This window comes from Spirosoma oryzicola (assembly GCF_021233055.1).
Classification (GTDB): Bacteria; Bacteroidota; Bacteroidia; order Cytophagales; family Spirosomataceae; genus Spirosoma; species Spirosoma oryzicola.
In genome coordinates, this window is sequence record NZ_CP089538.1 from 2,715,016 (window position 1) to 2,727,562 (window position 12,547).

Annotated in this window: 11 protein-coding genes; 10 read left to right on the forward strand and 1 reads right to left on the reverse strand. The window is 54.0% G+C overall.

Annotated features, from left to right (window positions below):
• The first annotated feature begins 259 nt into the window (after nucleotides 1-259).
• From LQ777_RS11485 to LQ777_RS11530, 10 genes are all read left to right on the forward strand, one after another.
• Nucleotides 260-931 carry a Uma2 family endonuclease gene (locus tag LQ777_RS11485; protein WP_232562663.1) on the forward strand — a complete coding sequence of 224 codons (672 nt, stop codon included), beginning with the start codon at nucleotides 260-262 and terminating at the stop codon, nucleotides 929-931.
• Between the two features lie 37 nt (nucleotides 932-968).
• A complete protein-coding gene (locus tag LQ777_RS11490; protein WP_232562664.1) occupies nucleotides 969-1,586 on the forward strand; it encodes a DUF4159 domain-containing protein in 618 nt (205 codons plus the stop codon).
• Between the two features lie 201 nt (nucleotides 1,587-1,787).
• A complete protein-coding gene (locus LQ777_RS11495; protein ID WP_232562665.1) occupies nucleotides 1,788-2,771 on the forward strand; it encodes an AAA family ATPase in 984 nt (327 codons plus the stop codon).
• Nucleotides 2,772-2,918: 147 nt separating this feature from the next.
• Entirely contained in the window at nucleotides 2,919-3,785 is an 867-nt protein-coding gene (locus LQ777_RS11500) for a DUF58 domain-containing protein (RefSeq protein WP_232562666.1), read from the forward strand.
• 97 nt (nucleotides 3,786-3,882) lie between these two features.
• The gene (locus tag LQ777_RS11505; RefSeq protein WP_232562667.1) at nucleotides 3,883-5,073 is read left to right on the forward strand and encodes a BatA domain-containing protein; all 1,191 of its coding nucleotides are present in this window, start codon (nucleotides 3,883-3,885) and stop codon (nucleotides 5,071-5,073) included.
• Nucleotides 5,070-7,325 (forward strand): hypothetical protein, encoded by a 2,256-nt coding sequence (locus LQ777_RS11510; protein WP_232562668.1) that lies wholly within the window; start codon nucleotides 5,070-5,072, stop codon nucleotides 7,323-7,325. Before LQ777_RS11505 ends, LQ777_RS11510 begins: the two co-directional genes overlap by 4 nt.
• Complete coding sequence (locus tag LQ777_RS11515; RefSeq protein WP_232562669.1) at nucleotides 7,322-8,950, forward strand: hypothetical protein; 1,629 nt, start codon at nucleotides 7,322-7,324, stop codon at nucleotides 8,948-8,950. The genes LQ777_RS11510 and LQ777_RS11515 overlap by 4 nt, the downstream gene beginning before the upstream one ends.
• Before the next feature lie 160 nt (nucleotides 8,951-9,110).
• Complete coding sequence (locus LQ777_RS11520; RefSeq protein ID WP_232562670.1) at nucleotides 9,111-9,356, forward strand: 4a-hydroxytetrahydrobiopterin dehydratase; 246 nt, start codon at nucleotides 9,111-9,113, stop codon at nucleotides 9,354-9,356.
• Nucleotides 9,350-9,913 (forward strand): hypothetical protein, encoded by a 564-nt coding sequence (locus tag LQ777_RS11525; RefSeq protein ID WP_232562671.1) that lies wholly within the window; start codon nucleotides 9,350-9,352, stop codon nucleotides 9,911-9,913. The genes LQ777_RS11520 and LQ777_RS11525 overlap by 7 nt, the downstream gene beginning before the upstream one ends.
• A gap of 26 nt (nucleotides 9,914-9,939) precedes the next feature.
• The gene (locus tag LQ777_RS11530) at nucleotides 9,940-11,340 is read left to right on the forward strand and encodes a hypothetical protein (RefSeq protein ID WP_232562672.1); all 1,401 of its coding nucleotides are present in this window, start codon (nucleotides 9,940-9,942) and stop codon (nucleotides 11,338-11,340) included.
• Nucleotides 11,341-11,416: 76 nt separating this feature from the next.
• Here the strand turns inward: LQ777_RS11530 and LQ777_RS11535 are convergent, their stop codons facing one another.
• A complete protein-coding gene (locus LQ777_RS11535) occupies nucleotides 11,417-12,481 on the reverse strand; it encodes a glycoside hydrolase family 43 protein (protein ID WP_232562673.1) in 1,065 nt (354 codons plus the stop codon).
• Between the last annotated feature and the right edge of the window lie 66 nt (nucleotides 12,482-12,547).

A 12,547-nucleotide genomic window follows, 5' to 3' on the forward strand; every position in this document is an offset into this window, starting at 1 on the left:
CAGGTTTGAGAACCGCGTGGGCGGCCCGTGCGGCTCTCAAATTAGCTTAGCATTGTCCGAAATCCGTAAAACGCATAACCTAGTCCTTCTAGAGTGATGTCGGCGGGGCCGCCCGCGCGGTTCTCAAAACCGACATCACTCTAGAAGGACATCGAATCAGGGTAAATCCAACATTTCGGACAATACTGTTTCTCAAATCTGACGATACCAAACGAGCAAAAATAATCGTAACTTCATAGGCTATTAACCGTATCGAAACATGCTTGAAAACCGCGTTGCTGACCTACTGGAAGCGCCTGATGCCAAATTGGTGATCGAGCGAGCGCAGGCTATTCTGGCCGACGAAGCCCAGCGTCGTCGTGCGTTTCGGGAGTGGCTGCGGGATGATGTGAAGGCCGAATTTATCAACGGCGAAGTGGTTATGCACTCGCCCGTCAAACGCCGTCATCTGGATGCAACGCAGAACTTGACAACATTGCTTCGGGTGTATGTACATCTGCATGACCTGGGCGCTGTTGATTCTGAAAAAGCGCTGGTTGGCCTCACGCGGAATGATTATGAACCGGATATTTGCTTCTGGAACCGCGAAACAGCCCGTTCGTTTACTGATGATCAGATGGAGCATCCTGCCCCGGATCTGGTTGTCGAGATTCTTTCCCGAAGCACCACCGGACGCGACCGGGGAATTAAGTTTGAGGACTACGCAGCCCACGGTGTTCTCGAATACTGGATTATCGACCCGGTTCGGAAGTCCGTTGAGCAATACCAGCTGGACGAACCGACAATGGCCTTTGCATCGGTGGCAACCGTGTACAGCGACGACACACTCGAAGCCTTGACTGTACCGGGCTTTCAGATTCCGGTACGGGCTATTTTTGACAGGCAAGCGAATATGGAAGCCTTGCAGCGAATTATGACCAAGGCCGACTGATGATTTTTGATTATAAAACACTTCGCAACAACCGCTTTTGAAACCATTTATTTTCACTCGACTCCAATACACCTCCGGCGACTGGGATACCGACCAGCGAATGCCCTCCAATCTGTTGCATTCCCTGATCGAATACACAACCATTCCGGTTGACCAGAAGGAAAAAGTGGTTCAGTTGAGCAGCCCCGACTTGTTTAAAAGCCCGTTTTGTTACCTGAGCGGGCATAAACTGGTTGAGTTTTCGGCGCAGGAACGCGATCACTTCAAACGATACGTGCAGAACGGGGGCTTTGTGTTCGTTGACGATTGCAATCACGACATCGACGCTTTGTTTGCCCGGTCGTTTGAGCAGGAAATGGCCCGCACGTTCGGACCGAAGGCGTTGCAGAAAATTCCGAATAATCACCCGCTCTACACCTGCTTTTTTACGTTTGAGGAGGGTCCGCCCACGACTTCGTTCGAGCTGAACGGCTGGGGCGACGATCTGGTACACGATTACCTGAAAGCCATCACTGTCAACGGTCGAATCGGGGTATTGTACAGCAACAAGGATTACGGCTGTGAGTGGGATTATGATTTTCGAAACAAACGGTTTCTGGCCGAGGACAACACGAAGTTTGGCGTAAACATCATCACCTATGCCTTAACCGCCTGATTGGTTGTAATCGCATTTTTGTCATCCCGACAACGGAGGAATCTCCGGTACTAGTAAACAAAGATTCCTCCGTTGTCGGGATGACAAAAACAGCTAATACGGCTTGAGAATGAAACGCTTAAATGAGTCTGTAGAATAGAATAGGCAACGATCAATTCTACATCACGTACCGTTTACCTCTTTATACAACCTGATAAAAACTTGGAATCAACAGACTTAACCCATTACAAAACACTGGTGGCCAGGCTGCCGCAGCTACGCAACGAAATCGGCAAAGTAATTATCGGACAACAGGAGGTCATCAGCGAGGTGCTGATTGCGCTTTTAGCGGGTGGTCACTGCCTGCTGGAAGGCGTACCCGGACTTGCCAAAACGCTGATGGTCAAGACGATGGCTGATGCGCTGGCCATGCGCTTCAAACGCATTCAGTTTACGCCCGACCTGATGCCCGGCGATATTGTCGGTACCGAGATTCTGGAAGAAGACCACGAGACCGGCAAGAAATTCTTCCAGTTCAACAAAGGCCCTTTGTTTGCCAACGTTGTGCTGGCCGATGAGATCAACCGGACACCCCCCAAAACGCAGGCCGCCATGCTGGAAGCCATGCAGGAATACAAGGTCACGTATGGGGGCAACGACTATGCCTTACCACGTCCGTTCCTGATCATTGCCACACAAAACCCCATCGAGCAGGCCGGTACCTACCCATTGCCCGAAGCCCAGCTCGACCGTTTTTTGCTGTACATCAAACTAAGCTATCCGTCGGAGCAGGAAGAGCTTACCGTATTGCAAAGCACAACGGGTACCAAACGCCCCGTGCTGAATACGATCCTCTCCGACGAGGATATTTTGAATCTACAAAGCCTAACCCGGCAGGTGCACATCAGCGATGAACTGATTGCATACATCAACCGGCTAGTACGGGCTACGCGTCCGCAGGATAGTCCTTCGGCGTTCGTGAAGCAGTGGTGCGAATGGGGGGCGGGTCCGCGTGCCGGACAGGCGCTGGTCTTGTGTGCCAAAGCCCGCGCAGTGCTCAATGAGCGTTTTTCTGTTATTCCCGACGATATTCAGACGCTGGCTTATCCGGTATTGCGCCATCGAATCGCCTTGAACTTTCGCGCCGATTCGGAGGGGATCACCACCGATAAGGTCATCAGCGAACTACTCAAAGGGGTAAAGTAAAACGAACGCTCGTAGGGTAGGGCATCGGTTTAACGCGTGCGTAGCTGATGCGCACCGGCTGCGGTTCAATCTCATTCCCATCAAAAGCTATAGAAACAGGATTTCCTGGAAATCCCTGCGTTCTTGCTGCTTCGGTATTCATCAACAATGGCTACACTGACTTCTGATCTGATCCGTTTAAACAACCTGCAACTGGCTAGCAAGCTTGTCAGCGATGAGCTGATGCTGGGTATTCAGACCAGCCGCCGGTCGGGAATAGGAACCGAGTTTGAACAGTATCGGCACTACGAACCGGGCGACGATCCCAAACGTATCGACTGGAAACTGTTTGCGCGGAGTGGCAATTACCTGGTTCGGGAATCGGCAACGGAGAGTAACCAGCAGGTCCGGTTTTTGCTGGATCTGTCGGGATCGATGAATTACGACGAGTCGGGAATTAGCCGGTTACACTACGCGAAAATTCTTCTGGCGTCACTGGCGTACCTGGGCTATCGGCAAAACGATCAACTCAGTTTGTATGGGTTGCAAAATGGCGACGTTCAGGCGCTGGTTCCACCGGGCAAGCAATCGTTTCTGAAGATTGTGGGTACGCTGGAAACGGCGCAGGCATCCGGAGCGTGGGTGGTCAAGCAGCCCTCGTTTCCGGAGTTCAGCCGCAAGCAAAGCGAACTGCTGATTATTGCGTCCGACTTTTTGCAGGTGGGCGACGAGTGGTTGCACCTGATTCAGAACGTGGCCGGGCCGCGTCGGGAAATCGTTATTTTTCAGATTCTTGGCGATCAGGAGCTGGACTTTAACCTGACGGGTTTCTACCGCTTTCAGGATCTGGAAACGGGACGCGAAATCGAACTACAGGCCGATGCGGTTCGGGACACCGTTCGGCAGACGGCTACGGCGTATCTGGCGAAGTTGGACGATGCGCTACGAATTCCGCACGTCCGGCTGATCCGCGTTCGGCTGAGCGATCCGATTGGCCGGGTCCTGAGCGGATTCCTGACCGGGAAGCAAGTGTGATCGTGCGAAACGTGACCTGCACAGCGAAGGGCAATCGGCCCTGTATTTACCTGTTGGATCTGATGGTTGATCGGTATCCAGTGTCTTTCTAGTATAAATGGCTTTTTTAGAACCGTTTTTGTTGTGGGGTGCGCTGGCGGTACTTAGTCCGATCATCATCCATTTCTGGCACCAGAAAAAAGGGAAACCATTGGCGTGGGCGGCTACGCAATGGCTTGTTGAAAAAAATCAGCAGCAACAGCGTGGATTGAAACTCGACAACATCGTTCTGCTGATTCTTCGGTGTTTGTTACTACTTGTGCTGGTCGCCCTGCTCAGTCAGCTCGTGCTGAACAATCTGAAAAGCAAGACCGACAATCAGCCCATCCATTTGGTTCAACCCAATGCGCTGCTTTCGTCGAACTACCGATTTGAACTGGAAGAGGCCCGCAAACGGGGCGAAAAGCTGTACTGGATGGATGAAAATACGGAGCCGGTCGATGAGCTTACCGAGCTGCCCGCGAAGCCGAATTTTTCGCCGTTGCTGCTTCAGGCGGCTATCGACAAACGGCGTCACGACGAGGCCGAGGTGCATCTGTACCTGCTGAATACCGACGGACTGGCAACCGTTCCGGCGGTGTACGTTCCCGCCCGGTTTCAACTGCATACGATGATCGATTCGAGTCAGAAACCACGGGCGTATCTGGCGACAAAAGGCGGACAAAAACTGTTTGTCAATCAGGCCGGACGCTTGACGACCAGTGCGGTGCTGGATCCGGCGCTGAAATTTCAATCGGCACCGGCCCATACGGGTCCCTTGCGGGTGTTGGTTCAGTACAGTAATCAACGTGAACAGCGTACGGTCGAAGCGGCCTTGAATGCCCTGGCTGAGGTCTACGATCTTGACTTGTCGATTGACCATACACCGACGACGGCCACACCCTACGACTGGGTACTGACGGATCAAATAAACCAGAATTCAAACCCGCAAACGTTATATATCGTGTCGGGTCAATCGGCTGCTTCGGAGGCACCGAACGTACGGTTTCATGCGTACGCCTTTACCCCGCAAACGGATGAACGGGTCGCCAGTGGTCAGCTGCCCGAGTGGTTGGGCGAACGCTTGATTGAACACTACGGCCTGCGGGTTAGCTCGGAGCCACTGAGTCAGCAGGAATTAAAATCGCTGTTCGTCGTAGCGAGCCGGTCGGACCGGAAGCCGCAAACATTAGTTCATAACGTACTCGTACTGCTGTTCGTCGTTTTGCTTATCGCAGAACGCTGGATCGCCTTAACAAAAAACGCATGACGGATCCCAAGCAAATCATATCGTCGGTCAGCAATCAACTTTACGCCAACGCGCTACTGCGGTGTCTGGTCCTCGCTGCTTCGGCCTTTCTCCTGACGTTTACCTTCACCCACTCGCTGCTGATCGCGGGCCTGGCTGGACTGGCTGGCCTAGTAGCCGGTATGGTGCTAGGTAAGCTGTTTGAGGACAAGAAACCGCAGGCCGTTCGGCTTATTCACCAGACCGTCGGCGATGCGGAATACAGTTTGCCGCTCTTGGAAAAAACGCAGCTGAACGTAGCCGAACAGCTTCAACTCGAACGACTGCACGAGCGTATCCGCGACGCGAAAATTCCGACCGTTCTATTCGCGCAGCTAAAAGTCTACGCGCTTATCCTGCTGGCTGCGCTGGCTGTTTACGTCGCTTATCCGCTTCTTCAACGGTCTTCGGCCATGAGCCCAAAGCCGGGAGAAAGCCGTCGGGCGGCATTAGTAGCCGAAGAAAAGCCAGTTGCACCCTCGTTCGAGTCGGCGCAGCTACGGATTCAGCCCCCCGCTTACACCCAACTGCCGGAGCGGGTATCGTCGGATCTGAACGCGTCGTCCATCAACGGCTCGATGCTTACTTGGCGCATTGCGTTCAGCGATAGCCGTAACGTGTCGGTTCGGCTGGTGAGCAACCGGGGGGTCGAGGTTCGCTTCAAACCGTCCGACGATGGGTTTGTGTACCAGGATCGGCTCATCAATTCGGGCTTGTACGCCATCAAAGCCTACTGGTCCGGGCTGGGTAAGGATTCGTTGGTTTACCAGTCGGATTTTTACCGGCTCGAAGCGCAACCCGATTTAGCGCCCAAGATCGTTCCCGAATCCAAAGAACTGTACCGCTACCATTACCTGAAAGACCCCAAAAATATCGCTCTGTCCGCCACAATGTCCGACGATTTCAAGGTTACACAGGCATTTATCGTAGCTACTGTAGCGCGCGGATCGGGCGAGAATGTGAAGTTTCGGGAGGTGAAAATGCCGTTGGACCGGAGTAATTTCAAGGAAGCCAAGCTGACAAAACAGATTGATCTGAAAGCGCTCAACTTTGCGCCCGGCGATGAGCTGTACTACTACTGGGCCGCGTTCGACAATCGGCAACCCGAACCGAATTTTACGAAGTCAGATACGTATTTTCTCGTTTACAAAGACACGACCAAGCTGGAAGAAAGCGAACTGGCTACGATGGCCGTGAACATCATGCCGGAGTATTTTCGGAGTCAGCGACAGATCATTATCGATACCGAAAAGCTGATCGCCAAACGCAAAACGATGGCCGACAAGGCGAATCCGAATCATGCGTTCAAAAGCGCGTCGAACGAAATCGGCTTCGATCAGAAAGCACTGCGCCTACGCTATGGTCAGTTTCTGGGCGAAGAATTCGAAAAATCCATCGGGGGGGATGGCGCTCCGCCCATACCGACTAACAGCGAAGGGGTAGTCGTGGCGGGCATGGCGGCTATTCAGGCGTACATGCACAAGCACGACGAGGGGGAAGGCGAACAGACGGCGGCTCCGCAACGCCCGGTGCACTCGGCCGATGATGGGCACAACCACGGGGGCGGTGGCGGATCGTCCGACGACGGTAAAGATCCCGTGGCCGCCTTGATGGAACAGTACGTGCACAATCACGACGATGCCGAAACAAACACCTTCCACGAGCAATCGACCCGGAGCCTGTTGAAAATGGCGCTGGAACAGATGTGGGAATCAGAATTGCATCTGCGGATGTACGAGCCCGAAAAAGCCTTGCCGTACGAGAAAAAAGCGCTTGAATATCTGAAGCTGTCGCAGCAGAAAGCGCGCTCGTTCGTCAAAAAAACCGGCTTCGACCCGCCCCCGATCAAAGAACAGGAAACGCGGCTAACCGGCGAACTGAAAAACGTGAACGCCAATACAAGCCAACAGCGGATGTACGATCAGCCCCGGCTGGAATCGCTGGTAGGACAGGTGCTCGGCTTTTTGTCACTGGATCAACTCAATGCTACACAGCGGCAGACCGTACAGCAATTGGGCAATACCCTGGCCGACCGGGTTGTCAACAGCGGCCTGACGAACTGGTCGGTGCTAACGGGACTACAGAAACTGGCGGGTGGTAAACCGCTTGCCGATGCCGAGAAAAAACAGCTGAAAACCAAACTGTATGAACTGGCCGGAACGTCGCAGCAAACCAACCGTTCCTACACCAGCGAACGTAAACTCGAACGGTCATTCTGGCGCCATTTACAATGATTTCTTTCCAATTCGACCGATCACAGCCCATCAGTTGGCTTACTATGGGGCTTGTTGCGCTGCTGCTCGCGGTACAGCTCTGGCTTACCCTCCGCAACGAGACGATTACTGGACAACGGAAAACGGTTCGGCTGGTGTTGAACGGGCTGCTGTGGCTGGTGGTACTCGGCTACGTCCTGCAACCGACCTGGACCGTTACGGCCAGTACCCGACACGCGCTGCTGGCCGGTGAGGACGTTCCCGACAACTTTCGGCAAAAAATCGGCGATAGCCTGCATATCCGGGAGGTGCTTACCCGGCAGACGTTTAAGCCCGAACGCTATGATTCCGTCACGTTGGTTGGGCAGGATTTTTCGCCCGAATTGCTTAGCCGGTTGAGTCGGCAGGTAATTCGCTGGATTCCGTATACCGCTCCCGATCAGGTACAAACCATCAACTGGAAAGGAATTGTCCAGAAAGGCGAGATGCAGCAGGTAACGGGCAACATTCAGTCGTCGAAGAAGCAACGCATCAAGCTGATGTACGGGGGGCGCACACTCGACAGTCTGGACATACCGAAAGGAGCCGCGTCGTTTACGCTTCAATTTCCGGTATTTACGCTGGGTCGAACCGAAACCGAGTTGGTTCTGGACAATACTCCGCTGGATACGATTCGTTTTTTTGCCCGTCCACTAAAGCCGCTGGCCTTTCAGTTTGTGCTCGGAACGCCCGATTTTGAAAGCAGAGCGCTGGCCGACTGGTTAGGGAAAAATGGTCATTCGGTACAGGTTACGTCTACGCTGTCGAAAGATATTACCAACAAGCTGACGATCAACCGGACTTCCGCCAAACCCGACGTGATCGTTACGGACCCGAGCAATGCAGGTAGCGCTGTGGTTAAGAGAGCCGTAGCCGACGGCAAATCGGTGCTGTTTATCAACCTGACCAGTCCCGAGGCTGATTTTCGATTGATCAATCAGGCGTTGGGAAGCCGCTGGCAAGCGAAGAAAGTATCCAACGAGCCGTTGGTTCCGGTTGGTAGTGGCCTAAACGCCTTGCCCTATACCTTCGTGACGAATGCCGCTCAGACGATTGTTCCGGGGTACCCGGTTGGGGTTCAGCGGACGACCGGTACGATTGGCGTCAGTCTCCTGGGCGAAACCTTTCCGCTCAAACTGAGTGGCGATAGCATGGCGTATAACCGGGTCTGGAATGCCGTTCTGGCCCGGCTTCAACCGGCAACTATAAACAGCGTCGATCTGGACGCGCCCGTTTTTGCCCGGTTCCGGGAAGCGATTCGGGTCAACAATCTGCCGACACGCCCAAGTGCGGTTCGGCTCGGCAGCGATACGGTTGCCTTGACGTATTCAGCCATCAATCCCTTGTCGGCGGATGGGTATTTTCGGGTAAGTCAGGCGGGGTGGTTGCCGATAGGCGATTCGCTGGCGACCTACGCGGAAGGATCAGGCTTACCCACGCTGGCCAAAAGTCGGATGGTCAACGCCTATGCACTGGCGCACGCCAACGATCAGACGAATCGCGTAGTGGCGGATCGGGTAACTGAAACCCGGCTGCCGGGCTGGGCGTGGCTACTGCTTTTTGTCGTCTGCCTGACGAGCCTGTGGGTCGAACCAAAGCTAGGTTGATTTAGGCCGCTTTACTGCCTACGTAGTGTCGGCGGGGCGCCCACGTGGTGTCGGTTTTGAGAAACCGACACCACGTGGGCGCCCCGCCGACACCATTCTGTCTGCGTTATCGTTAAACTTGCGGGACCATTCGGAGGTTATAGGCCAAAACGCAAATCGTATGTGGGAGGAAAAAGACAATCAACTGACGCGTGAGTTTATGTTCACCGATTTTTCGGAAGCGTTCGCTTTCATGACCCGCGTGGCGCTTATCGCCGAGAAAATGGATCACCATCCGTGGTGGTCGAACGTGTACAACAAGGTAACGATCCGGCTTTCTACGCATGATGCGGGCAATACCGTGACGGAAAAGGATCAGAAGATGGCGGCTGCTATCGATAAATTGATTGTTGGCGAAGTGTGGTAAAACAAAGGTCTCCTCGTCTGGCGCTGGTACAACTGGTGTACCTGCTGGTGAGCTGTCTCGTACTCGGAGCGATGCTGGCGTTACCCCGAAATTATGATTGGCTAACGACCACTGTCCGGCATTTTTACGAACAACGGCAAACGTTGGGCGAGCAGATGGGCAAGGAAAGCCGAATGCGGAAAGGCTACGGCACGGCGTACACGTACACTACGCTGATCAAACAACAGGGCAAGCCCAACGATTACCTATTGATTCCTCCGCAACGGTATCTCATTCGAAACGCCTACAAACAGGGAGCCGCTGACGGGTTTGTCTGGCTGTATCCAAGCGTACTCTATTATCACCTCGGTCAATCAATTCACCTGCGCGAAATGACCGCGCCGGATACTATGCGCCAACGCGCTACGTACACCCTTTGGGTAACAAACGGTCGGTTGGAACTGCTCCGACTTACGAACCAGAACCGGGCGGCAGTGCTGGATACGTTCGGTAAGTATGATCCTCACTTTTTTGCGTACACACCCGCTCAGGCTAAACGATATTATTCAAAGCGATGATTTGGCCCGTAGTGTTGGTAGTTTGTATGCAATGGCTGCTCGGCTTTGGCATGGTCACGCGGCTGAAAGCGGTCCGTAATGGGATGAGCCTTTCAGGACTTTCTATGCTGGTTGGTCTGGGCGTAAGTTCGCTGGTGCCGTTTATCGTTGAGTTCGCGCAGCTACCGATTACGGCTACTCCGGTATTCGTGGGGCTGGGTGTACTCACCGGGTTTTCGGCCCTCCTGCTGCAGGGGCAGGGCGAGTATCTGCGAGCGGTATTTTCGGGTCAACGAACTGCTATCCGACTGTATGAGCTACCGTTTCTGGGGTTCTGGGCTTATCTGCTGTTCATCAGCGCCTGGAAATGTGCGTGGTTTCCGAATACCCCTTTCGATACGATTGTCGGTCCTGATCTGGTGGCAACGGCTGCCGTACGGGAGCAAACGCTGGCGTCGTCGGTGTTTACCGAGCATCTGCCGTTGGTGTCGGTCTTTAGCAACCAACCGTTCTACGCGCCTTTTACGGCCATGCAGCAGGTGATCTACTTGCTGGCGGCTCAGAACGACGGCCCATTTGTGTTCGGGAAAATCTGGCTTACGGTGCTGGTCGTTGGTTTCGGGTTGTGGCTCTACGCGGAACTACGCGAGCGCATTCATCCGCTGCTGGCTGGCGTGTTGATAACGGTACTGGCCTGTACACCCGAACTGTTTTCGTACACCTTTCTGGTGCAGACCGATTGGGCGAATGCCGCGTTCTTCGTGGTGGGGGTTATGCTGCTTCAGCGCTATCTGGCATCGGGCGGGCGGGGCGTACTGGCGGGGAGCGCCTTGCTGATGGCACTGGCCTGCTGGACCCGTACGGAAACTATATTCTTTGCCGCGATTGGATCGTTACTCCTGTTCGTTCGATTGGTTAGAAGACATCCCGTAAGGGCAGTTGTTCTTGCGGCTGGTTATTCGCTGGCGGGTTTACTGCCGGTGCTGTTCTGGAATTACGGATTTCTGCGGGGGTATGTGCCGCTGCCACCCCAGGCTCATTTGGGTGTCATTCATGGCGTGACGGATGGGTATGTCGGCAAACTACTGGCGGTCTTTTCGGCCATGAATAAAACCGTGGTCTTCGATGCGGACTACTGGAATTATACGGTTTATATTTTCGTCGGGCTTGCCCTGCTAAATCTCGTACTCTTTCGGGACAAACGCGGCTGGATAACTCTGGTCTGGCTTATCGGTATCTACGGACTGTTTGGTTTGATTATTCAGCATGTAGACGGTGCCAACGTTGCCTATACCTTTCGGCGGGGTTTTTTCAAACTGCTGTTCTTGATGTACGTCTACCTCGCGGACACGACGTTAGTCAACCGGCTGTCCGAATGGTTGTATCGGTGGGAAGACCGGGCAATTCCGTTGTCTGACGAAACACCGGCTCCGCCAGGAATCGTTTAGTAGTGTTCGGGGTGGTGTCGGTTTTGAGAAACCGACACCACCCCGAACGAATAGAGTGATCAACAACGGTGCCGATCTATTCGCCACTCGGTCGCTTTATCCATTCCGTCAGGGGCGTGGGCGAGCCAAAATCAGGCGCTCCGTCGGCTTTCCAGCCGAACGGCTGCATGCGTAACGAACGCTGGTCCCCGCAACCCTGGCCGGGGGCCGCGTTGGCGTGGTAGACAAGCCAGTTCTGGGTGCCATCGGCTGACGTGAAAAAGCCGTTATGGCCTACGCTGTAAGCGCCATTGCCCGAATACGGACCAAAGACCGGCGTTGCTGATTTCGTCCAGGAGGAAGGCGTCAGCAGGTTGGCGTTGGTAGGGGCGGAGAGCTGGCCTAAAGCGTAGAAGTCGGTGCCGCAGAAACTAGCCGAGTAAATCAAATAAACCGTGTTGTTGTGCACCAGAAACTCCGGGCCTTCGTTGACACCGAACCCTTGTTTTTCCCAGGTATAATCAGGTGTTGATACGCGAATCCGTGGCCCTTCGGCAGTGTACGGATTGGTTAGCTTGCAGAGGTACAGGTTCTGCTGACCACCCAGATCGTTTTCCCAGCCCGACCACGCGAAATAAAGCTGGTTGTCCAGTTGCAAGACGGTTCCGTCGATGGCCCATTTGTTGTCGGGCAGGTTCAATTGACCTTTATCAACCCAGGTGCCTTGTGTGGGGTCCGCCGATTCGTTTTCGAGCACAAACATCCGGTGGGTAGCATCGACACCGTTGTTGTCGGCGGCATAATAGATGTACCACTTGTTGTTAATATTGAACAGCTCAGGAGCCCAGATGTCCCGCGAGTTAGGACCCGTAGCCGGTGGAGTCCAGACGGTAACGGGCCGGGCCTGATTCAGTCGGCTCATCGAGCGGGTTTTGTAGATGCGGAGGCTGTTGCCGGTGGTGTGCATCACGTAATAAAACCCGTCTTTGCTGGTCACCCACGGATCGGGGGCCGCCGTTAACTGGGGGTTCTGAAACCTGCCGACGGTATCGACCGCTGCTACCGGTGGGTTAGGGGTGGGGTTAGGCTTATCGCCAGATTTGCAGCCGCCAAATTCGGTCAGCGACAGCGTTACGAGTACATAAAGAAACCAGTTTTTCATGCTTTGTTAACAAAAAAACACGGTAACGAATTCTCCGTAGAGAAACACGTTACCGTGTTGGTCGAT